General features: G+C 66.1%; 20 protein-coding genes. 9 read left to right on the forward strand and 11 right to left on the reverse strand.

Features of this window, described 5'->3' with window-relative positions; genetic code table 11:
* Window positions 1-387 precede the first annotated feature (387 nt).
* On the reverse strand, window positions 388-1,353 hold the full coding sequence (locus MUN73_RS19365) for an FKBP-type peptidyl-prolyl cis-trans isomerase (RefSeq protein WP_250142159.1): 966 nt from the start codon (window positions 1,351-1,353) through the stop codon (window positions 388-390).
* A gap of 88 nt (window positions 1,354-1,441) precedes the next feature.
* Between MUN73_RS19365 and cyaB the strand changes: the two genes are divergently transcribed.
* The 7 genes from cyaB to MUN73_RS19400 all read left to right on the forward strand — a co-directional run bounded on the left by cyaB (window position 1,442) and on the right by MUN73_RS19400 (window position 8,250).
* Entirely contained in the window at window positions 1,442-1,984 is a 543-nt protein-coding gene (gene cyaB, locus MUN73_RS19370) for a class IV adenylate cyclase (RefSeq protein ID WP_250142160.1), read from the forward strand.
* Between the two features lie 89 nt (window positions 1,985-2,073).
* Window positions 2,074-3,279, forward strand: a complete 1,206-nt coding sequence (locus MUN73_RS19375) for a methionine adenosyltransferase (RefSeq protein WP_250142161.1) — start codon at window positions 2,074-2,076, stop codon at window positions 3,277-3,279.
* Between the two features lie 306 nt (window positions 3,280-3,585).
* Window positions 3,586-3,915 (forward strand): ArsR family transcriptional regulator, encoded by a 330-nt coding sequence (locus MUN73_RS19380; RefSeq protein ID WP_250142162.1) that lies wholly within the window; start codon window positions 3,586-3,588, stop codon window positions 3,913-3,915.
* Window positions 3,916-4,050: 135 nt separating this feature from the next.
* Complete coding sequence (locus tag MUN73_RS19385; protein ID WP_250142163.1) at window positions 4,051-5,280, forward strand: MFS transporter; 1,230 nt, start codon at window positions 4,051-4,053, stop codon at window positions 5,278-5,280.
* A 90-nt stretch (window positions 5,281-5,370) separates the two neighbouring features.
* On the forward strand, window positions 5,371-6,255 hold the full coding sequence (locus MUN73_RS19390; RefSeq protein WP_250142164.1) for a dihydrodipicolinate synthase family protein: 885 nt from the start codon (window positions 5,371-5,373) through the stop codon (window positions 6,253-6,255).
* 110 nt (window positions 6,256-6,365) lie between these two features.
* On the forward strand, window positions 6,366-7,544 hold the full coding sequence (locus MUN73_RS19395) for a tRNA sulfurtransferase (protein WP_250142165.1): 1,179 nt from the start codon (window positions 6,366-6,368) through the stop codon (window positions 7,542-7,544).
* Between the two features lie 94 nt (window positions 7,545-7,638).
* Complete coding sequence (locus MUN73_RS19400; protein ID WP_250142166.1) at window positions 7,639-8,250, forward strand: DUF5804 family protein; 612 nt, start codon at window positions 7,639-7,641, stop codon at window positions 8,248-8,250.
* A 32-nt stretch (window positions 8,251-8,282) separates the two neighbouring features.
* Here MUN73_RS19400 and MUN73_RS19405 read toward each other — a convergent pair whose 3' ends face one another.
* The 3 genes from MUN73_RS19405 to MUN73_RS19415 form a co-directional block, all read right to left on the reverse strand.
* Window positions 8,283-9,041, reverse strand: coding sequence for a hypothetical protein (locus MUN73_RS19405; RefSeq protein ID WP_250142167.1), 759 nt, complete (start codon window positions 9,039-9,041; stop codon window positions 8,283-8,285).
* 158 nt (window positions 9,042-9,199) lie between these two features.
* On the reverse strand, window positions 9,200-10,180 hold the full coding sequence (locus tag MUN73_RS19410; RefSeq protein ID WP_250142168.1) for a PLP-dependent cysteine synthase family protein: 981 nt from the start codon (window positions 10,178-10,180) through the stop codon (window positions 9,200-9,202).
* A gap of 93 nt (window positions 10,181-10,273) precedes the next feature.
* Entirely contained in the window at window positions 10,274-11,332 is a 1,059-nt protein-coding gene (locus MUN73_RS19415; RefSeq protein WP_250142169.1) for a Leu/Phe/Val dehydrogenase, read from the reverse strand.
* Between the two features lie 111 nt (window positions 11,333-11,443).
* On the opposite strand from MUN73_RS19415, the gene MUN73_RS19420 reads away from it, so the two are divergent.
* Both MUN73_RS19420 and MUN73_RS19425 read left to right on the forward strand, forming a co-directional pair.
* On the forward strand, window positions 11,444-11,773 hold the full coding sequence (locus tag MUN73_RS19420) for a VOC family protein (protein WP_250142170.1): 330 nt from the start codon (window positions 11,444-11,446) through the stop codon (window positions 11,771-11,773).
* A gap of 45 nt (window positions 11,774-11,818) precedes the next feature.
* The gene (locus tag MUN73_RS19425; RefSeq protein ID WP_250142171.1) at window positions 11,819-12,205 is read left to right on the forward strand and encodes a TlpA family protein disulfide reductase; all 387 of its coding nucleotides are present in this window, start codon (window positions 11,819-11,821) and stop codon (window positions 12,203-12,205) included.
* A 21-nt stretch (window positions 12,206-12,226) separates the two neighbouring features.
* On the opposite strand, the gene MUN73_RS19430 is transcribed toward MUN73_RS19425, so the two are convergent.
* The 7 genes from MUN73_RS19430 to thyA all read right to left on the reverse strand — a co-directional run bounded on the left by MUN73_RS19430 (window position 12,227) and on the right by thyA (window position 22,281).
* Window positions 12,227-14,401: a thioredoxin domain-containing protein gene (locus MUN73_RS19430; RefSeq protein ID WP_250142172.1), complete on the reverse strand. Its 2,175-nt coding sequence runs from the start codon at window positions 14,399-14,401 to the stop codon at window positions 12,227-12,229.
* A gap of 174 nt (window positions 14,402-14,575) precedes the next feature.
* Complete coding sequence (acnA, locus tag MUN73_RS19435) at window positions 14,576-17,311, reverse strand: aconitate hydratase AcnA (RefSeq protein ID WP_250142173.1); 2,736 nt, start codon at window positions 17,309-17,311, stop codon at window positions 14,576-14,578.
* 263 nt (window positions 17,312-17,574) lie between these two features.
* Complete coding sequence (locus tag MUN73_RS19440) at window positions 17,575-18,207, reverse strand: calcium-binding protein (protein ID WP_250142174.1); 633 nt, start codon at window positions 18,205-18,207, stop codon at window positions 17,575-17,577.
* Between the two features lie 595 nt (window positions 18,208-18,802).
* The gene (locus MUN73_RS19445; RefSeq protein ID WP_250142175.1) at window positions 18,803-19,186 is read right to left on the reverse strand and encodes a calcium-binding protein; all 384 of its coding nucleotides are present in this window, start codon (window positions 19,184-19,186) and stop codon (window positions 18,803-18,805) included.
* Window positions 19,187-19,899: 713 nt separating this feature from the next.
* On the reverse strand, window positions 19,900-20,331 hold the full coding sequence (locus MUN73_RS19450) for a calcium-binding protein (RefSeq protein WP_250142176.1): 432 nt from the start codon (window positions 20,329-20,331) through the stop codon (window positions 19,900-19,902).
* A gap of 385 nt (window positions 20,332-20,716) precedes the next feature.
* The gene (locus MUN73_RS19455; RefSeq protein ID WP_250142177.1) at window positions 20,717-21,268 is read right to left on the reverse strand and encodes a dihydrofolate reductase; all 552 of its coding nucleotides are present in this window, start codon (window positions 21,266-21,268) and stop codon (window positions 20,717-20,719) included.
* Window positions 21,265-22,281: a thymidylate synthase gene (gene thyA / locus MUN73_RS19460; RefSeq protein WP_250142178.1), complete on the reverse strand. Its 1,017-nt coding sequence runs from the start codon at window positions 22,279-22,281 to the stop codon at window positions 21,265-21,267. Before thyA ends, MUN73_RS19455 begins: the two co-directional genes overlap by 4 nt.
* Between the last annotated feature and the right edge of the window lie 9 nt (window positions 22,282-22,290).

Below are 22,290 nucleotides of genomic sequence, written 5' to 3' on the forward strand. Positions count from 1 at the left end.
GCTCAGTTCGGCTCTCGACCTCCTGCTCCGGCGTCGTAGACGGCGTCACTGCGGCTGTCCGTTCCGTGATCGTCGACGTTCGCAGGATATACGAGACGAGCACCGCGGGCGGGGTAAATAGTTGTCGCGTGTCCGCAAACGGCGCGATACCGCCGATCGAGAGCGCGAGATACCCGCACCGAACGCGATCGAAGCCCGGCGATCGCGACCCGGTTGCCGTCGAGCAGGAGCCACCGTTCGAGCCTGTAGGGGTACGGACTCCGAGGATGGGGTCGTTGCCTCGTCGCTCGTCGAATCGCCCGTCGTGATCTCGCGGGCCGTACGGTCTCCCGAGCGAAAAATCCGAGCCGCACACGTTCGTGGTCGAGTCGACGAGCGCAGGCGACGCTACTCTTCCGCGCCTTCGAGTTCCTCGACGATCTCGTCGGCGTCGACGTCGGCGTCCTCGAGAGCCTCCTCGATGTCGCCGCCGCCCATGCCGCCCATACCGCCCATCATGCCGCCCATACCCATGCCGCCCATGCCGTCGATGACCTCCTGGACGATGACGCGATCGACGCCGACCTTGTCGATGACGTCCTGGCCGATCTGCTGTTTGCCCATCATCCACTGCTGGTTCATCGTCATCTGGGGCGTGGCCTCGAGGTAGAGCGTCTCCTTCTCGACGGTTTCGGTCTCGAACTCGGGTTCGGCGTCCTCCTCTTCGTCCTCGTCGGGTTCGACGGGAACCTCCTCCTCGACCTCGTCCGTCTCGATCCAGAGGTCGGGTTCGAAGCCGAGGTACATCTCGAACAGGCCGGCGGCCTGCTGTTCGCGGTCGTCGACTGCGTCGACGATCGTGTACTCGTACTCGACGTCCTCGCCTGCCAGCGGGTGGTTGAAGTCGACGCGCGCACGGCCGCCGATGATCGTGCTGATGTAGCCCTGCTGGCCGTCGACGGTCACGTTCGCGCCGGGGTAGCGATCGTCCTCGTCGATCTTCTCGGCGCTGACGGTCTGGACGTCGTCGGGATCGTACTCGCCGAAGGCGTCCACGGCGTCGATCGTCACGGTGCCGGAGTCGCCGGCCTCGCTTCCGACGACGGCGTCTTCGACGTCTTCGAAGATGTGGCCCTCACCCAGAACGATGGTTCGGGGTTTGAACTCCTGGCCCTGGTCGTCGACGCCCTCTTCTTCGGCCACCTCGGGGTCGGTCGTGTCGACCAGCTGGTCGCCGTCCGCGGTGTAGGCGGTGTACTCGATCTCGACGAAGTCGCCCTCCTGGAGCCCCGCGGCGTCCTCGGTGGCGTCTTCTTCGTCCGTTGCAGCGTCATCGGCCTGCTCCTCGAGCTCGGCCTCCTGATCCTCGGTCATACGTTGTACGTCCCGCCGTCTACATTTAAGGAACACGTTTTCCCCCGGGAACGACCGATACTTACGATCGGTGCCCGTGGAACCGGGTATGTACGAGGTGGAAGTGAAGGTGCCGGCCGATCTCGAGCGCGTGCGGGCCAGACTCGACGAGATCGGGGCGACGCCGACGGGGGCCGTCGTGCAGGAAGACACCTACTACGACGCGCCCCATCGATCGTTCCCGGAGACCGACGAGGCGCTGCGGATCCGCGAGGAGCGGCCCGGCGACGGCCCGAACGAGACCCGCGTCACCTACAAGGGACCCCTCGTCGACGACGAGTCCAAGACTCGCGAGGAGGTCGAGACGGCGATCGGGAACGGCGGGAAAATGGACGCGGTGCTCTCGAACCTCGGCTTCGAGCCGGCCGCGACCGTCCGGAAGGAGCGCGAGCGATTCGCGCTCGAGGAGTACACGATCACGCTGGACGCGGTGGACGAGGTGGGAGAGTACGTCGAAGTCGAGACGGAGGTCGAACACGAAGACGAACTCGAGTCGGCCCGCGAGGGGGCCTACGAAATCCTCGAACGGCTGGATCTCGATCCCGACGACCAGCTTCGAACCTCGTACCTGGGACTCCTGCTCGAGGGCTGATCCGCCGCCGTGGCGCATAACCCTCACGTATTTTCGGCGCGCAGGTGCTTTCCGCAAGTTATAGAACGGCGACGGGTCTACGACCACCAATGAGCGAGCGGAACATCCGGGTCGAACCGATCGACCGGCAGGCAGTAGAGGACCAGGAGGTCGAAATCGTCGAGCGAAAGGGGATCGGACACCCCGACTCCATCTGTGACGGGGTCGCCGAGAGCGTCGCCAGGGCGCTCGCGAGCGAGTATCTCGACCGCGTCGGCGAAGTGCTACACTTCAACACCGACGAGACCCAACTCGTCGCGGGGGAGGCCGCGCCCGCGTTCGGCGGCGGCGAGGTCGTCGACCCGATCTACCTGCTGATCGTCGGCCGCGCCACCAAACACTACGAGGGCCAGACGATCCCGACCGAGACCATCGCGCTCCGGGCCGCTCGCCAGTATCTCGAGGAGACGATTCCGCAACTCGAGGTCGGCGAGGACATCGTCGTCGACGTCAAACTCGGCGAGGGGAGCGGCGATCTGCAGGAGGTTTTCGGCGAGGACGAGGTAAGCGTCCCGATGGCCAACGACACGAGTTTCGGTGTCGGCCACGCGCCGCTAACCGAGACCGAGCGGATCGTCCTCGAGGCAGAACGGCGACTCAACGGCGAGTTCGCCGAGGAGAACCCCTATCTCGGCCCGGACGTGAAACTCATGGGCAAACGCGAGGGCGATCGGATCGACGTCACGGTCGCCGCGGCGATGGTCGACGAGTACGTCGCCGACCTCGACGCGTACGTCGACGCCGTCGAATCCGTCCGGGAGTTCGTCGCCGACGTCGCGACCGAACACACCGATCGCGAGGTCGAGGTCCACGTCAACACGGCGGACGACTACGAGGAGGGGTCGATCTACCTCACCGTCACCGGCACCTCCGCCGAACAGGGTGACGACGGCTCCGTCGGCCGAGGTAACCGGGCGAACGGACTCATCACGCCCAACCGATCGATGTCGATGGAAGCCACCAGCGGCAAGAATCCCGTGAATCACATCGGGAAGATCTACAACCTCCTCTCGACTCAGATCGCCGAGGAAGTCGTCGCGGAGGTCGACGGCATCCGCGACCTCCGCGTCCGCCTGCTCTCCCAGATCGGCCGCCCGATCGACCAGCCACACGTCGCCGACGTCCACGTCGTCACCGACGACGGCGTCGCCCTCTCGGACGTCGAGAGCGAGATCGAGGCGATCGTCGATCGCGAACTGGCCGACGTCACGGGGATCACACGCCGCGTGATCGACGGCGAACTCACGACGTTCTGATCCGGATTGCTGTACCGATGTACCGGCGCAACCGCCGCCCGGATCGCGGTTGCGCCGGAACTGACGTACAGTAAACCGTATGAGCGATCGAGCCGAGGTCCGGTCGGCCCGACGCATCGGCTCCTGTCCTATAGTAGCCACTGAAAGTCAATGCACACCTGATCGCGGGACAGCTTTGCGATCAGTGTGTAACTCGTTTCAGTGGCTACAATAACGATCGACCGACGCAAGCCGTCAGCACTCGGCCGCTTGCCACGTAATGCTACAGACTCAACGAGATAGGAGTGGTAGCGAAACCGATGATCGATGATCAACGACATGCTCACTATCATCGCGAACGACTATCGTCGCTGCACGTTGATCGCTCTCCTGGACCGGGCCTCCCGGACGGAAGAGACCACTCGCCTTCCGGACGACGTCGCTATCGGCGGGACGAGCCCCGGCGCTCGACTCGTCGAATTACGTCACTGCCACCTCCCTATGCTGGCCGAGAGCGACCTGATCGAGTGGGATCGAGAGCACAACGAAATCGCAGCGGGGGACAGATTCGCCGACGTCGAACCGTTGCTCGAACTGTTTCTCGACCATCGCGAGGGGTTGCCCGACGAGTGGACCGTCGTTCCACCGCTCGAATAATCGGGCGCTGACCCGTCGGCTTCGAGACGACGATCGGACCCGTTCGCTCACCGGATTCGACAGAGCCATTAGGGTGCTCGCTGTGCTAGTCGAGTAGCGAGTTACGAATCGAAATATCCTCGAGAGCGATCGCCAGTGTCACGTCCCTCCGCCAGTTCGAACCGGACCGTCCTCGCCGTCGTCGCCAGCACCTTCTTCGTCGGCTTCGGGGGCGGCGTGATCTTCCCGATCCTCCCGAATCTGGGCGAGGTACTGGGCATCTCGGCGTTCATGGTCGGACTCATCCTGAGCGCGAACCGCTTTACGCGGCTGGTGAGCAACGCGCCGGCGGGGGCGCTCGTCGATCGGGTCGGCACCCGGAAACCGTTCATCGCGGGGCTGGCGATCGAAGGCGTCGCGACGTTCGGTTACGTGGTCGCGATTCTCTCCTCGGTTCCCGAGGTCTGGTTCATGATCGCCCGGATCCTCTGGGGGCTGGGAAGCGCGCTCGTCTTCGCGACGGCCTACACGATCACCGCCGACGTGAGCGAGGCTGACTCGCGGGGGACGAGCATGGGCATCGTCCGGGCGGGGATCACGTTCGGCTTCCCCGCCGGTCTCGTCCTCGGCGGCGTCGTCAGCGACCTCTGGGGGAACGCCGAAGCGTTCGTCCTCGCGGCCGCGTTCGCGGGCCTCGCCAGCGTCGTCGCGTACCTGATCGTCCCGGAGACCCACGTCGAGGGCGAACAGGAGTCGGTCAAGCCCTGGGACGTCGAACGCAGCGTCCCGGCGCTGACGATCGGACTGGTCAACTTCGGACTCTACTTCGCCTATATCGGGGTCCTGTTCTCGACGCTCGTCCTCCTGCTGGGCGAGCGAGGGATCACGATATTCGGCCTCGACGCCCAGGGATCGTCAGGCATGCTGATGGCGGTGACGGTGCTCGCCGGCGCGGTGTTCACCCTCGGCGGGGGTGTCCTGAGCGATTCGGTCGGCGCGCGCGTCCCCGTGATGCTCGGCTTCCTGGTGACCGCCTGTTTCGGGTTCGCGGTGCTCGCCGTCGGGTCGCGGTTCGAAACCCTCGTGATCGCCTGCGTCCTGATCGGCGCCGGCCAGGGCGGGGTCGGCGGCCCGCTGACGGCCCTGCTCGCCGACCTCACGCCCGAGGATCGGATGGGACGGGCGATGGGGACGAACAACGTCCTCGGCGACGTCGGCGGAGGCCTCGGGCCGCTGGTCTCCCTGCCGTTCGCCGAGGCGTTCTCGTTCGAGGTGCTGTACGGGTTGAGCGCGATCGTCCCGCTCGCGGCTGGAGGAGTTCTCCTGTTGGGCATCTACAGTCACACTGGACGACTGAGTCCAACGGTAGAGGAATCTGCAACCTGAGTCTTCGATCGCCTCACCTGCCGTCCACCGCCCGATCGCTGGGCCTCGTCCGACAACAACGCCTTTGACGAAACGACGTGAGGTGACGGTATGGACGTCCACACTGCGCTGCGAGGGATCACCTGTCCACTGGTGACGCCGTTCGACGACGGCGCGATCGACGAGGCGGCGCTGGCCGACCTCCTCGACCACCTCGAGACGGGTGGGATCGACGCCGTCTTCCCCTGCGGGACGACCGGCGAGTTCCCGAGTCTCACCCCCGCGGAACGGCTCGACGTGATCGAACGAACGGTCGAACGCGCCGACGTCCCCGTCGTCGCGGGTGCCGAAGCGACCAGCGTCGCCGAGACGATCGACGCGGTCGAGAACGCCGCCTCGGTCGGTGCCGACGCCGCCGCGATCGTCGCGCCCTACTTCACGACGGCGAACGACCCGGCAGGGAACCGGCGGTTCTTCGAGGCCGTCCTCGACGCGGCCTCGATCCCCGTTCTGCTGTACAACATCCCGCAGTGTACGGGCCAGCGGATCGACCCCAAGACGGTCGCGGCCGTCGCGGACCACGAGCAGGCGCTGGGCATCAAGGACTCGAGCGGCGACCTCGCGTACTTCCTGTCCGTGCTGGAGCGCACGCCCGAGGACTTCCTGTGTCTGCAGGGGTTCGACGCGCTTCTGGTCCCGTCGCTCCGGATGGGCGCCGACGGCGGCATCAACGCGCTCTCCCAGGTCGTTCCGGCGGTCTTCCGCGAGGTCGCCGACGATCCCGGGGCCGATCGCGCCCGGGAACTGCAGGCCGAGGCCATCGCCCCGCTGTTCGAGGCGTGTACGACCCACGACTTCGCTCCGGCGACGAAGGCCACACTCGTCGAACGGGGGGTCATCCCCGCCGACGACGTCCGGCCGCCGCTGGTCCCCGTCGACGACTCCGATCCGATCGCCAGGGCGGTCGATCGGGCGCTGGCGGTCGCCGATCGGTGACCGGGTGAGAGCGGTGTGTGGCGGCGAGCGATTGGCGCTACACGACTGACGGCACCCGTTCGGCGGGCCCCTCGTAACCCCCTTATACCCCCACTCGTCTAGTCCACCGCATGCACCCGCCGGGAGCCGACACGGTCCTCGTCCGTCACGGCGACGTCAGCACCAAGAGCAACACCGTCAAGCGGTACATGGAGGGCCTGCTCGTCGAGAACCTCGAAGCCATGCTCTCGGCTCGATCGGTCCCCGGCACGGTCGAGAATCGCTGGAGCCGACCCCTGATCCACGCTACCGAGGAGACCGTCGAGGCCGCGACGGCGGCCGCCACGGACACCTTCGGCGTCGTTTCAGCGAGTCCCGCGCGGACGGTCGGGACCGGGAAAGAAGAAATTCTCGACGTCCTCGTAGAGACCGCTCGTGCGTGCTACGACGGGGGAACGTTCGCCGTCGACGCCCGCCGGGCGAACAAACGACTCCCCTACGACAGCGAGGACCTGGCTCGTGAGGGCGGCACCGCGATCTGGGACGCCGTCGCGGACGAGTTCGAACCGGAAGTCGACCTCGACGATCCCGACCTCACGTTCGGCGTCGAGGTCCGCGAAGACGTCGCGTTCGTCTACCTCGAGATGCGATCCGGGCCCGGCGGATTACCTCTCGGCGCCCAGGAGCAGACGATTGCGATGATCAGCGGCGGGATCGACTCGCCGGTCGCCGCCTACGAGATGATGAAACGCGGCAGTCCGATCGTCCCCGTCTACGTCGATCTCGGCCCCTACGGCGGGATCGACCACGAGGCGCGGGCGATGGAAACCGTCCGGACCCTCTCGCGGTACGCGCCGAACTTCGACATGTCGGTGTACGAGATTCCGGGCGGCGAGACGGTCGGCCTGCTGGTCCGGGAGATGGAACAGGGTCGCATGCTCTCCCTGCGGCGCTTTTTCTACCAGGCCGCGGAGCACCTCGCCGAGCGCGTCGACGCCCACGGCATCGTGACCGGCGAGGCCGCGGGCCAGAAGTCGAGCCAGACCGTCCAGAATCTCGCGATCACGAGTCGTGCCACCGATCTGCCGATCCACCGCCCGCTGCTGACGTGGGACAAGGCGGACATCGTCGAGAAGGCCCGCGAGATCGGTACGTTCACCGATTCGACGATCGACGCCGGCTGTAACCGGGTGGCACCCGATCGCGTCGAGACGAACGCGCGTCTCGAACCGCTGCTCGAATCCGAACCCGACGACCTGTTCGATCGGGCGGCAGACGCCGCTCGGAACGCGGAACTGGTCGAACCGTGACGAGGACGTTCTCTCTCGGTATACACGCGCCGCCGATCGGTCCACCCGTCGAAAGCCGAAACCGACATTACACAGACGCACCCACCACTGACCAGTGACGCGCGTCTGTCTCATCGGGACCGCCGACGTGAACCTCCAGTACGAGCTTCTTTCCCGGGAAACCGCCCGTGAGGCACTCGCGACCTACGACCTGGAACGGCCGTTCGAGAACTCGCTCGCGCTCCGGACGGTCAGCGTCGGGGCCGCCGTCTCGTTGCTGAACGACCTCAACTGGTACCTGACCCGTTTCGTCGACGAGGCCCTTGTCCAGGAACCGAGCGTCAGCGACGAGGAGTGGCTCTCGCGCCCGCTGGCCCGACAGCTCAGGAACGGCGACGTCGAGGCGACCGAGACCGGGGAGTTCTGCAAGATCTACGGGCTCGAACGCGTCGGTCCTGAAGCCAGCGATCCGGACGGAGGCGATCCGGCAGAATCGGATGCGAGCGGTGTCGATTCAGCGGGAACCAACGAGTCGACGGCGACCGACGACGAGACCGACGCGGACGCGAGCACCGACGACGATCGATCGGCACTCGGAACGACCAGCTACCGGCTCGTCGAACCCCTGTACGTCCGACGGACGGACGGGGAGCTCCCGGGGTACGACCTCCGGGACGTCGAGGAGACGCTCGTCGTTCGACTGACCGAAGCCGAATACTCGCCCTGAGCGGGGCGGAGAGCCGGATCGATCGGATCGGACTACGTCGCGGAGTCGCCGTCGGATCCGTTCTCGCTGTCCGATCCGTCGTCGCCGTCGCTACCGGACTCCGATACCGAGCGGGATTCCGAGGCCGTCCCTTCGTCGCTGTCGAATCCCATTCCGAACCCGTGTTCGGTCCCGTCCTGATCGACGATCGTGGCGGAGAGTTCGGACAGCTCGTCGCCGGTCGGGGTCGCCCGGACGAGCTGTCCGACCGCCGTCAGCTGCTGTGCACAGGCCTCGTCCGGGCCGGATTCGTCGCTCACCCTCGCGGTGACGTCGATCGACTCCTCGCCGACGGTGACCTCGTCGATGACCAGTTCGTGGCAGAGATCGGGCGCGCTGGCCTCCAGCGACACCAGCACCGACTCTTCGAACGACGTCTCGTCGACGAAGTCGGAGACCGCCTCGTCGTCGCTCGGGGTCCGGTCGGCGAGCCACTCCTCGACGTCGTCCCGGTCGAAGTGGATCTCGACGTCCGGCTCGTCCGGCATCTCGGGGTACGTCAGCGACTGCGTCTCGTACCGTTCTGATTCGGCGTCGCTGTCGCCGTTCTCGCCGTCCTCGCCGTCGCCGTCCTTCTCTTCGTCGGTCTCGTTCTCACCAGTGTCCGGATCGTCAGTGTCGTCGGTGTCGTCGCCGGAATCGGACGCTGGGCCCTCGTCCGCGATACAGCCCGCGGTGAGCGCGAACAGGGCGGTCGTCGCACCGAGTACCGATCGGCGTGAGCGGCCGGATCGATCGGAGGGTCGTGTCATCGTATCCTGACGTACACAGTACTTGGTAAAAGGGATTGCTCAAGGTAAAAGAACGATTTCGGGTGCCGAACGCGATCGAGCCACCGCCCGGTGGGCGGGGACGCGACGATCGGACGGGAGCACGCCCGTGTTCGACGAGCAGTCGAGTGCGGACACACTCACTCGACGTCGAAGAGGCCGGTCGAGAGGTAGCGCTCGCCGCTATCCCAGAAGACGGTGACGACCAGCGGGCAGTCCTCGGTCGACTGGCCGCCGTCCGGTTCGGGCGTCGCCCGGTTCTCGAACACGTCCGGCACGTCCGGGCAGTCCTGCGTCGGATCCGCGATCTCGTCGGCGACGCGCTGGGAGACGAGACTCGTCGCGCCGCTGGACTGGCCGACGAGGACCCCCTCTTTTCGAGCGAGACGGCGACACTCGTCCTCCGCGTCCTCGAGCCGTACCGTCTCGACGCGATCGATCAGGTCCCGATCGAGGTTCTCGCTGACGAAGCCGGGCCCCATCCCCTGGAAGTCGTCGTTCCCGGACTCGCCCGTCGAAAGGACGGCGTTTCGTTCCGGTTCGACGGCGACGATGTCCATCTCGGGGAACTCCTCGCGGAGCCGTTTCCCGGTCCCGGAGATCGTCCCGCCGGTGCCGACGCCGGCCACGAAGGCGTCTATCTCTCGATCGCCGACCTGTTCGACGATCTCCTCGCCGGTCGTGCGGTAGTGGGCCCTCGGGTTGGCGGGGTTCTCGAACTGGCCGAGCTGGACCGCCCCCTCGGCTTCGAGTTCGTCGGCCCGGGCACGGGCGTCGTCCATCTCGCCCTCGACGAGTTCGAGTTCGGCGCCGTAGGCGGCCATGACCCGTCGGCGCTCCTCGGACTTCGAGGCCGGCATGACGATCGTGAGGTCGTATCCGCGGGCGGCGGCGACCAGCGCGAGCCCGATGCCGGTGTTCCCGCTCGTCGGTTCGACCAGCCAGTCGCCCGGCTCGATCAGCCCCTCCCGCTCGGCCGCCCGGACCATCTCGAGGGCGGGCCGGTCCTTCGCCGAGCCACCGGGGTTGAAGGACTCGACCTTGGCGGCGACGGTCACCCCCTCCGGCGAATCGACCTGGACGAGCGGCGAGCCGATCGTCTCCAGGATGCTTCCCTTCATTGGCCCGCCGTAGGGTATCGAGACGTAAACCCGTAGTGGACCGAGGCAGGTCGTGCCGGTGTGTTGGCTCGCGGCGGCGTCAGGGGCCGGCGATCACTGCGTCGGAACCGCCGGCGTCACCCGCTCCGCGGCGTCGATCCGCTCCTCGGCGTACTCCTCGGCGGCCGCGAGCACCGTCGTGTCCCGGTCCTCGGCCCGCTCGATCATCTCCCGGAGCCGATCGCCGATCGCTTCGGCCTCCTCGTAGGCCTCCTCGCGGCCCCCGCCGAGGTGTTCCTTGGCGACGGTGATGAGCCCGCCGGCGTTGATCACGTAGTCGGGGGCGTATCGAATCCCCCGCTCGCGAAGCGCCTCGGCGTGGCGGCGCTCGGCGAGGACGTTGTTCGCCCCGCCGGCGACGACGTCGCACTCGAGGCGGGGAATCGTTTCGTCGTTGACGACGCCGCCGATCGCACAGGGCGCGAAGACGTCGCAGGGCTGATCGTAGACGGCGTCCGGGTCGACGACGTCGACGTCGTGATCCGCCGCGAACGACTCGACAGCGGCCTCGTCGACGTCGGAGACGGTCACCGAGGCGTCCCGCGCGAGCAGTTCCTCGGCCAGCGATCGGCCGACCTTCCCCAGCCCCTGGACGACGACGTCGAGTCCCGCGACGGAGTCCGATCCGTAGACGGACTCGACGCAGGCGCGAATCCCGTGGAAGACGCCGTGGGCCGTGATCGGCGACGGATCGCCGAGGCCCTCGCTCGTCCCGACGACGTGGTCGGTCTCGCGCGCGACGACGTCCATGTCCTCGACGCCGGTGTTGACGTCGACGGACGTGATGTAGCGCCCGCCCAGGCAGTCGACGGCCCGTCCGTACGCCTCGAACAGCGCCTCGGACTCGAGTTCCGCCGGATCGCCGAGGATGACGGCCTTGCCGCCGCCGAGCGGGAGGTCCGCGGCCGCCGCCTTGTACGTCATCGCCCGCGAGAGCCGGAGGACGTCCGTCAGCGCGTCCGCTTCCGTCTCGTAGTCCAGCATTCGCGTGCCGCCGAGGCTCGGTCCCAGCGTCGTGTCGTGAATCGCGACGATCGCCTGCAGGCCGGTTTCGGGGTCCGTGAAGTACGATACCTGTTCGTGGTCGCCGTCCTCCATCGAGGGGAATACCATACCATATAGTCCTTTTGTTTAGCGTAAAAATTGTACCGCTCCATCCTGCCCCCGGAGGACCCGCCTCCTCGCTCCGGAACGATTTTTGGTTCCGCCGACTGACCTGTCGCCATGGACGGGATCGTCTTCTTCCGGACGGAGCGCCACGACGACGTGGTCGGGTTCTACCGCGACCTCGGCGCGACCGTCTGGCGCGAGCAGCCGGACTGTACCATCCTCGAAGCGGGGACCTTCCGGTTCGGGTTCTGCGATCGAGAGATCGCCGACACCGAGGGAATCGTCACGTTCGTCTTCGACGATCGGGCCGGCGTCGACGACGCGTACGGCCGACTGGCCGATCGGGCGGACGACGAGCCGCGGTTCAACGAGACGTACGACATCTACCAGTTTTTCGCAACGGATCCCGAGGGCCGGACCGTCGAGTTTCAGACGTTCGAGTGACCGCTGACCACGGTCGTTAAGCCTCCGGCCGCGTAACCCGCGGGTATGAGTCTCGAAACCATGCGGCCGAATCCGACGTGGGACGCCGCCTCGTACGAAGACACCGTCGACACGCTCGCTGCCCACCGCGACGAACTGACCTACAAAGTCTGGGGCGGCGACTGGTGCAAGGACTGTCGCGCACTCCTGCCCGACTTCGCGGCCGCTCTCGAGGCGGCCGAGATTCCCGACGATCGAATCGAGGAAATCGCCGTCGACCAGGACAAGCAGGGACCGGGCGTCGACGAGTACGGGATCGAGTACATCCCGACGATCGTGGTCGAGACCGACGAGGGAGAGGAAGTCATCCGCTTCGTCGAGGAAGAGACGGTCCCGCCCGCCGTCTGGCTGGCCCAGGAACTCGAGGCGGAACTCGAAGCCGAAACGGCCTGAAAACCCCCCGGACGGACTCGCTCAGAACGGAACGTCTTCTTCCGGTTCCGATCCGTCGTCTGACCCACTCGCCCGCTCGCTCACCCACTCGATCGCGTCGTCGACGTCGGTGGTCGGCGGCGAACACGTCCGATCGCGGCAGACGTACAGCGTCGGCTCCCCGTCGCGCGCCTCGCGACCGGCCCAGATCGCCGGCGCGTCCGAGAGGCCGAGTCGATCGAGCCACGATTCGAGGCCGTCGTCGGTCGGCGGCCGCGGGGCGAACAGCCGATCCGGCAGGTACCGCTCGGCGAAGCGATCGTTCCACTCGTCCGGCACCTCGTCGGCGGCGATCGTGATCTCCAGCGCCCCCGACTCGAGCCGATCGGCGGCGAGACAGAGTGTGGCGTGCTGGAGCGGATCGGATTCCAGTCGGCCGGCGTGGGTCTCGAGCACGCCCGACGCGATCGATTCGAAGTCCTCCTCGGCGAACGAATCTAGCGCGAGCAGCGTCTCGACGGCCACGCCCGCGGCCGAGGGCGTCGACTGGTCGCCCAGTTCCTGGGGCCGGGTGACCAGCGACTCGCCGCTTTCCGGCGTGAAGTACAGCGTCCCGCGATCGGCGTCCCAGAACTCGTCCTCGATCACCCGCGCGAGGTCGAGCGCGAACGCGAGGTGGTCGACCTCGCCGGTGACCTCGTAACAGTGCAACGCGCCGCGCGCGATGAACGCGTAGTCCTCGAGGTAGCCGTCGATCGCGACGTCGTCGTCCTTGAAGCGGCGCGAGAGCCGCATCTCCTCGTCGTCCCAGAGCTGATCGCGGACGAATTCGAGGGCGTCGACGGCCATGGTGGCGTAGTCGTCCTCGCGGAGTACGAACGCGGCCTCCGCGCAGGTCGAGATCATGAGGCCGTTCCAGCCCGCGAGCACCTTCTCGTCGCGGTTCGGCCGGGGACGGTCCTCTCGCGCCTCGAAGACGGCCTCCCGCGCGGATTCGAGTCGTTCCGCGACCTCGCTCTCGTCGAGGTCGTGCTCGGACGCGACGGCGTCGATCGACGCCGCGACGTTCGGCTGGTTCTGCCCCTCGAAATTGCCCGATTCCGAGATGTCGTAGCGCGCACAGAACAGGTCGGCGTCGGTTTCGTCGTCGAGGATCTCGCGGATCTCGTCGGGCCTCCAGACGTAGAAGGCACCCTCCTCGCGCTCGCCCGCTTCGGTGGGGCTCTGGGCGTCGAGCGTGCTGAAGAAGCCGCCCTCCTCGTGCGTGAGTTCCCGATCGACGAATTCGAGCGTCTCGCGGGTGACCTCGGCGTAGCGCTCCTCGTCAGTTAGCTGGTAGCCGGCGAGCATCGCCCGCGGGATCTCCGCGTTGTCGTACAGCATCTTCTCGAAGTGTGGTACCGTCCAGTCCCGATCGACGCAGTAGCGGTGGAACCCGCCGCCGACGTGGTCGTAGAGACCCCCGTCGGCCATCGCGTCCAGCGTCTCCTCCAGCACCGCGCGGTACTCGTCGCGACCGGTCCGATCGTACGCCCGGGCGAGCACCCGAAGCCGCGCGGGCTGGGGGAACTTGGGGCCGCCGGAGCCGAATCCACCGTACTCCCGATCGGCGCTCCGGAGGGCCGCGTCGGCGGCCGTCTCCAGGACCTCGCTCGAGGGCGGCTCCGCTGCCCCGACCGACTCGGGGGTCTCCTCGAGTCGATCGCGCGCGGCCTCGGTCCACTGGTCGGCCCGGTTCTCCATCTCCGCGCGATCGTCCGGGTCGCTCCAGGAGTCGCTGATCCGATCGACGAGGTCGAGAAAGCCCGGCTGGCCGCGCTTCGCTTCCTTCGGGAAGTAGGTCCCGACGTAGAACGGCTTCCCTTCGGGGGTGAGCCACGCCGAGAGGGGCCAGCCGCCGCCACCGGAGACGAGCTGACAGACCGTCATGTAGATCGAGTCGACGTCCGGGCGCTCCTCCCGATCGACCTTGATCGGGACGAAGTTCTCGTTGAGTACCTCGGCGACGTCCTCGTCGGCAAAGCTCTCCTCCTCCATGACGTGACACCAGTGACACGCCGAGTAGCCGATCGAAAGGAAGATCGGGACGTCGTGCTCGCGAGCGGTTTCCAGGGCCTGTTCGTCCCACGGCTGCCAGTTGACGGGGTTGTCCGCGTGCTGGCGCAGGTACGGGCTCTCCTCCTCGTCGAGCCGATTGCGCTCGGTGGGCCGGGTCATACGGACCTCTACGGAGAGCGGCGGGAAAAGACCGGCGCGTGGTCCGTCAGTTGTCGTGAGCGAAGCCGTGAGCGACGCGGACGGTGCGACACGATCGCACGGATCGCGGACCGAGCGACAAAAAAGACGATGAGACGATGTCGACGGTTTCCGGCGAACGATCGGGTAACCCGATCAGGCCGCTTCTTCCTGGAGCAGGCGGCGGAGCACGAGGTGCAGGACGCCGCCGTTCTCGACGTACTCGACCGCCGCGGGCGTGCCGACCTGTGCGGTCACGTCGAACTCCGTTGTCTCGCCGTCCTCGTCCTCGGCGATCACGGTGAGTTCGGCGTTGGGCTCGAGTCCGTCGTCGAGGCCGCGGATCTCGAAGTACTCGCTCCCGTCGAGGCCGAGTTGCTCCCAGCCGTCGCCGTCCTCGAACTGGAGCGGCAGGACGCCCATGCCGATCAGGTTGTCCCGGTAGATGCGCTCGTAGCTCTCGGCGATCGTCGCGCGGATGCCGAGCAGGTCGGTGCCCTTGGCCGCCCAGTCGCGGCTGGACCCGGTCCCGAACTCCTCGCCGGCCATGACGACCAGCGGGGTGTCCTCGTCGCGGTACCGCTCGCTGGCCTCGAAGACGGTGGTCTCCTCGTCCGTCGGGTGGTGGATGGTGTAGCCGCCCTCTTTGCCGTCTAACAGCTGGTTCTCGATGCGGACGTTCGCGAAGGTGCCGCGCATCATGACCTCGTGGTTCCCGCGGCGGGAGCCGTACGTGTTGAACTCGTACGGTTCGACGCCGCGCTCTTTGAGCCACTGCCCGGCGGGCAGGTCCTCGCCGAACGGCCCGGCGGGACTGATGTGGTCGGTCGTGACGGTGTCACCGAGCGTGAGCAGACAGCGGGCGTCCGCGATGTCCTCCACGCCGGGTTCCTCGAGCGGGAAGTCCTGGAAGAACGGCGGTTCGCGGATGTAGGTGGACTCGTCGTCCCAGTCGTAGACGTCACCGGTGGGTGCGGCGAGGGCTTCCCAGCGATCGTCGCCCTCGAAGACGCTCGCATACTTCTCCTCGAACATCTCGGGGGAGACGCTGTCGTGGATGGTTTCGCGCACCTCCTCCGGGTCCGGCCAGACGTCCTCCAGGTAGACCGGTTCGCCCTCGTCGTTGGTGCCGATCGGTTCCTCCTCGAGGTCGATGTCCATCCGGCCCGCGAGGCCGTAGGCGACGACCAGCGGCGGGCTTGCGAGGTAGTTCGCGCGGATCTTGGGGTGGATGCGCGCCTCGAAGTTGCGGTTGCCCGAGAGGACGCTCGTCGTCCACAGGTCGTGTTCGTCGATGGCGGCCTCGATCGGTTCGGGGAGCGGGCCCGCGTTGCCGATACAGGTGGTACAGCCGTAGCCGACGACGTGGTAGCCCAGTTCCTCCAGGTCGTCGAGCAGGTCTGCCTGCTCTAAGTACTCCGTGACGACCTTGCTGCCGGGCGCGAGGCTGGTCTTGACGTACTCGGGAACCTCGAGACCCTGCTCGGCGGCGTTACGTGCGAGCAGTCCCGCGGCGACCATCACCGACGGGTTCGAGGTGTTGGTACAGGAGGTGATCGCGCTGACGAGGACGTCGCCGTGGCCGATCTCGACCTCGGTGCCGTCCTCCAGTTCCACGGGAACCTTCTCGTCGAGGTCGGGCGAGGTCTCCGTGACCAGTCCGCCGTCGCCGGTGGCGGCCCCGCCGTCGATGACGCCCTCTTCCTCGAGCAGCGTCGGGAAGTGCTCGTCGAGGTCGCCCATCGGAATACGGGCGTGAGGCTTCTTGTGGCCCGCGAGGCTGGGCTCGACGTCGCCGAGATCGAACTCGACGACCTCGGTGAACTCGGGATCGTGCTCGCCGAACAGGCCCTGTGCCTCGAGGTACTCGCGAACCAGTTCGATGTGGTCCTCGTCGCGGCCGGTGAGTTCGAGGTAGTCCAGCGTCTTCTCGTCGACCGGGAACATGCTGATCGTCGATCCCTGTTCGGGCGCCATGTTCGCGATCGTCGCCCGATCGGCGACCGAGAGCTGCGAGACGCCGGGGCCGTAGAACTCGACGAACTTGTCGACGACGCCGACCTGGCGGAGTTTCTCGGTGATGTGGAGCACGAGGTCGGTCGCGGTCGCGCCCTCCGGCAGTTCGCCGGTGAGTTCGACGCCGACGACCTCGGGCAGGGTCATCGTGATCGGCTGGCCGAGCAACGCGGCCTCGGCCTCGATGCCGCCGACCCCCCAGCCGACGACGCCGATGCCGCCGATCATCGGGGTGTGGCTGTCGGTGCCGACGAGCGTGTCGGGCAGGAGCCACTGCTCGCCGTCCTCCTCGCGTGCGTGGACGACGCGCCCGAGGTGTTCCAGGTTGACCTGGTGAACGATCCCGGTTCCCGGCGGGACCACGTTGAAGTCCTCGAAGGCCTGTTCGGCCCACTTGATCGCGCGGTAGCGCTCCTCGTTGCGCTCGTACTCGAGTTCGACGTTCTTCTCGTAGGCGTCCTCGCTCCCGAAGTAGTCGACCTGGACGCTGTGGTCGATCACGAGGTCGCAGGGGACCTCGGGTTCGACGCTGGTCGGATCGACGCCCTTGCGATCGGCGGCCGAGCGAAGCGCCGCGAGGTCGACGACCGCGGGGACGCCCGTCAGGTCCTGCAGGACGACCCGCGAGGGCTGGAACGGGACCTCCGCGTCGGGAACGTCGGGTTCCCACGACGCCGCGTTCCGGACGTCCGCTTCGGTCACTCGTTCGCCGTCCACGTTCCGGAGCACCGATTCGAGCAGCACTCGAATGCTCACGGGTAGTTTCTCGAGGTCACAGAGCCCCTGTTCCTCGAGAACCGTGAGATCGGCCATCTTGTACGTCTCGCCGTCGTGTTCGAACTCCCGGATGGCGTCCGAAACGTCGTCAGTTGCCATACGAGACCTTGTAAGTCACCACATTTGAATCCCCCGAGAATCTTCTGTAGACTCCTTATACACCCCGTATTTGTCGGAATGTGATGTAGTACCACGGGCGGGGTCGGGAGGATCTCCAAATCGGACGGCACGACGACCGGGAGTCGCAGTCGATCGCCCGAGACGATCGTCGAACTGCTCGGAGATCGGTTGTCGTGGCTCGGCGTTCGGTTGTGCACAAAAAACGGGAAACGGCCGAAACAGCGCGAGAACGGAGTGGTCCGTCAGTTGCCGCCGCCGTCGTCGCCGCCGTTGCCTGCGCCGCCGTCGCCGCCGTTTCCGCCGCCGTCACCGCCGTTTCCGCCGCCGTCGCCGCCGTTGCCGCCGTTGCCGTCATCGGCAGCGGCGCCGTTTTCTTCTTCTTCCTCTTCCATGTCGCCGTCTTCTTCGTCGCCGTTGCCGTTATCGTCGCCGTTGCCGGTCGCACCGGGGGTAACCTCGATCAGGTCCAGTGCGGAGTCACGGAACTGACCGTCCTCACCCATCGTCGCGCTGTCGCCCATGCTGAGCGTGCCGTTCTCTTCCAGGACGAAGCCCCACGTCGGGGCGTCCACGCCCAGGTCGTAGCTGATGATGTACGCGTCCCAGTCGTCGGGATCGTCGAACACGTCGTCTTCCGACCCGGATTCCGCGATCAGGTCCTCTTTCGTTTGCGTGTTCAGCGCCGAGACGACCGTGAAGTCCTGGCCAGGCAGGTAGTCGTCACCGTACACGAGCACCTCGTCGGCGTCTTCCTGGGCGGACGCGGTTCCCGCCGTCGCGCCGGCACCGAGTGCCAGCGCCGTCGTGGCGAGCGCTCCCTTCTTCATGAACGAGCGTCTCGAGTCGTCGAATAGTCCGCTATTGTCTTCTGTCATGTCTCTCACCTAAGTCCCCTCTTCGGGGTAGACGTTTCTTGACCCAATTTTCGCATAAGTCAGCCCCATTGTTTCACCGTCTAAGACGAACTGAAATCACAAATACGCCCCCTATGGAGCCCATACAGCCGAATATCGATACTTTACGTCGTCGCGAGATCCGAATGTCAACAATGGTTGTTTATTGATCGAAACGGGGTTCGGAACGTGCGATTCAGTCCGTTACTGTTCCTGATATGTAGGCCTCGCGCGAGTGCCGTCCCGGTCATCCCGGTTCGGTCTCGTCGATAGCCGATTGCGGCCCCTGAGTCGGTTTATCGTGTGATTTTGAGGCGATAGGGACGGAGTACGGAACCCCTCATATAGCAAAACAAATGCTTTCCTCGGACTATCACCAGGAAAGTCAACACCGAAAACCGATCACAGCCCGTGATTATCACCGGTTCTGACGAGGCCTCGGACCGAATCGCTCGAGCAGTTGCGACCGCCGGCGCGTCGGCGGCGCTCGGGCGCGACGAAGGGACACTCCTGTCGATACGGGCGACCGTCGCGCAACTGGGGCGTAAAAAAAGCTTCGCCCGGATTCAGTCCGGGATCACAACTCGACCTCGACCAGCCCCAGTCGGGACCGACGGAACGCTCCATTTTCACCCAACGTCTCGCTATCGCCGGCGCTGAGGTCAGCGTCCTCCGTAAACAGGATCCCCCACGACGGGGCTTCCACGCCCAGATCGAAATTGACGATGAACGCGTCCCAGTCGTCGGGGTCGTCGAACACGTCGTCTCCCGCCCCGGAGTCCTCGATCAGGTCCTCGAGCGTTCTCGTTTCCAACTCTGAGACGACGTCGAAGTCGACGTCGGGCCGGTAGTCCGCTTCGAGCACGATCACGTCCTCGTCGTCCTGGGCGGCGGCGGTCCCTGCCGTCGCGGCTGCGCCGAGCGCGACTCCCGTCGTTGCGAGCGCCCCCTTTTTTACCACTGAGTGTCTCGCGCCTGGTTGTCCATTGGTTTCTTTTGACATGTCTCTCACCTGCATCCCCTATTCGGGGTAGACATTTCTTGACCTAATTTCGCATAAGTGAGCCCCATTGTTTCAGCAACCAAGACGACCTGTACTCGAAGAACCACCCTATTATAGTGACCACTAACAGCGTTTCCACATCGATCGCACGAGGTCTGTACGATCGAGTGTGCACTGACTTTCAGTGGCTACTACAGGGCCCGGATGGCACGTGTTCGCCGATCGACAACCCGACGATCGCTGACCGATGCCGAGGACCGCGTATCGATCGGAATACCCCTCAGATAGTGCTCTGCACCCGTTGAACGAGTTTGTCAGCGGGGGTCGTATCGGTGAGGCGTTCCGACGACGCTGGAGAGGGCGCGATTCCGGCGGAGTGCTGGCCCACGGGGATGTATTGCCCCGGCAACGACGCGGTTAGAACCTCCAGAAAGTGAAACACCTGCTTTCCTCGATCGTTCTCTCGGGAACTCGACGCGGGAAACGTATCACGTCCCGTGATCGTTCCCAGTCTCGGACGGCGGTCCTCTGCGGACCCGTTCGAGCAGTCGCGATCGTCGACACATCGGGCGTCGGTCGGGACAGCGCGAAGGGAGCAGTACTGTCGGTACGGGCAATTGTCGCGCAACTGGGACGTGAAAAGAAAAACTCCGATCGGGTTCAGTTCGGGGTCACAGTTCGACCTCGATCACGTTCAGTTGGGCGTCACGGAAATCTCCGTCGTCGCCCATCGTCTCGCTGTCGCCAGGATCGAGGTCGACGTCCTCGGTAAACAGAACGCCCCACATCGGGGCGTCCCCGTCGTTGTCGGAACTGATGACGTACGCGTCCCAGTCGTCGGGATCGTCGAAGAGGTCGCCACCGGCGTCGTCGATCAGATCTTCTTTCGTTGCGGTCTCCAGCGACGAGATGACCTCGAAGCCGACGTCGGGCCGATAGTCGTCTCCTAACACGACTACCAGGTCATCATCGTCATCGTCGTCCTGGGCAGCGGCGGTCGCCGCCGTCGCGCCTGCGCCGAGAGCGATTCCCGTCGCAGCGAGCGTTTCTTTCGTTCCGATCGAGCGACTCGCGTCCGATTGCCCGTTGGTTTCTTTTGACATGTCTCTCACCTGTACCCCCTCTTCGGGGTGGACGTTCCTTACTGCAATTTCGTATAAGTCGGCCCGATCGTTTCACCGACCAAGACGAACTGTACCCGAAGAACGCCCCATTAGGACCCCGGCCGCACGGGTTCTGGCGTCGTCGATTCGCCGATCGATCGGGAACGAACGGAACTCGCTCGACGCCGGCCACGATCGGGGACGGTCGCAGTCGGGTTCCGTCGGCACGGGCGCCACGAAAACGAGTGATTGTGTGGTCGGAGACTGGTCACGACACCGGCCCGCTGACGGTGTGGACGTCTAGCGATCGGTTCGCGATACCACCGCCGATCCCGGATCTGGGACGAGATCGACCCGGATCGGCGGCCGACACCGATCGAAGCGGTCACTCGCGACGGACGTACTCGACGAACGCGAACCCGTCGTGGTCGTCGCGCGTGACCTCCCGAAACGACTCCGGGTCCCACTCCGGGAATCGCGTGTCGCCGTCGGGCGCGTCGTGAACCTCGGTGACGATCAGCCGATCGATCGCGGGCAGGAACTGCTCGTACACCGACGCGCCGCCGGCGACGAACGCCCGATCGGTGCCGTCGTGGCGCTCGCGGGCCGCGGTTTCGGCCGCCTCGATCGCGCTCTCGAGGTCGGACGCCACGACGGCGTTCTCGGGCGTTTCGAGGTCCCGACTCGTCAGGACGATCGTCGTCCGGCCGGGGAGCGGTTCGCCGAGGGCCTCGACGATCCCCTCGTAGGTGACCCGCCCCATGATGACGGGATGGTCCATCGTCGTCTCCTTGAAGTGCTCGAGATCCGCGGGGATGTGCCACGGCATCTCGCCGTCCCTGCCAATGACGCCGTTTGCCGCGACGGCGGCGATCGCGACGAGTTCGAGGTCGGTCTCGCGAACGGCCGCCGGGAGGGACTCGCGAGAGGCCGTCATTCGGCCACCGAGAACGCGATCCCCTCGTGGGAGTCGTACTCGCGCAACTGGACGTCCTCGTAGCTGAGGTCGTCGATCGACGTCGCCGCGAGGTCGAGGGTCGGTCGATCGAGCGGTTCCCGCGACAGCTGTTCGAGCAGACCGGGGACGTGATCGAGGCGCTCGTCGCCCTCGGCCTCCGGCGGCGCTTCGGACTCGAGCCACCCCTTGACGTCCAGGTACTCCTCGCGATCGTCGACGTCGGCGAGTCGGGACTGGAGTTCGTCGAGGTGCTCGCCGTACCACTCGCCCCGATCGCCACGACCGCAGTAGACATGGGCGTCGACGACGGTGTGTGCGAAGGTTCCGGGCTCGTAGCCGGTCTGCTGGGCGACGACGTTCGTCAGGAGCGCGTAGGCGGCGATGTTGAACGGGATTCCCAGCGCCGTATCGCCGGACCGCTGCGTGAGGTGGCAGTTCAGCCGATCGCCCTGAACGTTGAAGACGAACGAGTAGTGACAGGGCGGAAGCGTCGAGACGGCCGCGTTGGCGGGGTGCCACGCGTTCACGACGAGCCGTCGCGAGTTCGGACTGTCCGAGAGCGTGTCGATCACGTACTGTAACTGGTCGAACGTGCGGCGGCCGTCGTCCTCGACGGTGACCCACCGGTGGGCGTCGTCCGGCCAGGACTCGCCGTCGAGTTGCGCGTCGTCCTCCGGAACCGGGTACCGCCGCCAGAAGCGGCCGTAGGCGGTGTCGAGCCGCCCCTCCTCGTCGGCCCACGCGTCCCAGATCTTCGTCTTCTCGCGGAGATCGCGGATGTGTTCCTCGCCGGAGAGATACCAGCAGACCTCGTGAAGCATCGAGTTCCACCGGTAGCCGTCCATCTCCTTCGTCGTGAGCAGGGGATACCCCTTCCCGAGGTTAACCTCGTAGTGCTCGCTGAACGAGGCAATCGTGTCGACGCCGGTCCGGTTGGGCTTGTAGGTGCCCCCGGAGAGTACCGAATCGACGAGATCGAGGTACTGGTGCATTGTCGCCCC

This window comes from Halosolutus amylolyticus (genome assembly GCF_023566055.1).
GTDB classification, from domain to species: Archaea; Halobacteriota; Halobacteria; order Halobacteriales; family Natrialbaceae; genus Halosolutus; species Halosolutus amylolyticus.

What these genes read in the sequence shown, in the direction of transcription:
- MUN73_RS19390 (WP_250142164.1), top strand. Translation starts at nt 5,371, where the DNA reads ATGGACGTCCACACTGCGCTGCGAGGGATCACCTGTCCACTGGTGACG.
- MUN73_RS19440 (WP_250142174.1), bottom strand. Translation starts at nt 18,207, where the DNA reads ATGACAGAAGACAATAGCGGACTATTCGACGACTCGAGACGCTCGTTC.
- MUN73_RS19395 (WP_250142165.1), top strand. Translation starts at nt 6,366, where the DNA reads ATGCACCCGCCGGGAGCCGACACGGTCCTCGTCCGTCACGGCGACGTC.
- MUN73_RS19410 (WP_250142168.1), bottom strand. Translation starts at nt 10,180, where the DNA reads ATGAAGGGAAGCATCCTGGAGACGATCGGCTCGCCGCTCGTCCAGGTC.
- acnA (WP_250142173.1), bottom strand. Translation starts at nt 17,311, where the DNA reads ATGGCAACTGACGACGTTTCGGACGCCATCCGGGAGTTCGAACACGAC.
- MUN73_RS19455 (WP_250142177.1), bottom strand. Translation starts at nt 21,268, where the DNA reads ATGACGGCCTCTCGCGAGTCCCTCCCGGCGGCCGTTCGCGAGACCGAC.
- MUN73_RS19420 (WP_250142170.1), top strand. Translation starts at nt 11,444, where the DNA reads ATGGACGGGATCGTCTTCTTCCGGACGGAGCGCCACGACGACGTGGTC.
- MUN73_RS19415 (WP_250142169.1), bottom strand. Translation starts at nt 11,332, where the DNA reads ATGGTATTCCCCTCGATGGAGGACGGCGACCACGAACAGGTATCGTAC.
- cyaB (WP_250142160.1), top strand. Translation starts at nt 1,442, where the DNA reads ATGTACGAGGTGGAAGTGAAGGTGCCGGCCGATCTCGAGCGCGTGCGG.
- thyA (WP_250142178.1), bottom strand. Translation starts at nt 22,281, where the DNA reads ATGCACCAGTACCTCGATCTCGTCGATTCGGTACTCTCCGGGGGCACC.
- MUN73_RS19430 (WP_250142172.1), bottom strand. Translation starts at nt 14,401, where the DNA reads ATGACCCGGCCCACCGAGCGCAATCGGCTCGACGAGGAGGAGAGCCCG.
- MUN73_RS19380 (WP_250142162.1), top strand. Translation starts at nt 3,586, where the DNA reads ATGATCAACGACATGCTCACTATCATCGCGAACGACTATCGTCGCTGC.
- MUN73_RS19365 (WP_250142159.1), bottom strand. Translation starts at nt 1,353, where the DNA reads ATGACCGAGGATCAGGAGGCCGAGCTCGAGGAGCAGGCCGATGACGCT.
- MUN73_RS19450 (WP_250142176.1), bottom strand. Translation starts at nt 20,331, where the DNA reads ATGTCAAAAGAAACCAACGGGCAATCGGACGCGAGTCGCTCGATCGGA.
- MUN73_RS19405 (WP_250142167.1), bottom strand. Translation starts at nt 9,041, where the DNA reads ATGACACGACCCTCCGATCGATCCGGCCGCTCACGCCGATCGGTACTC.
- MUN73_RS19425 (WP_250142171.1), top strand. Translation starts at nt 11,819, where the DNA reads ATGAGTCTCGAAACCATGCGGCCGAATCCGACGTGGGACGCCGCCTCG.
- MUN73_RS19375 (WP_250142161.1), top strand. Translation starts at nt 2,074, where the DNA reads ATGAGCGAGCGGAACATCCGGGTCGAACCGATCGACCGGCAGGCAGTA.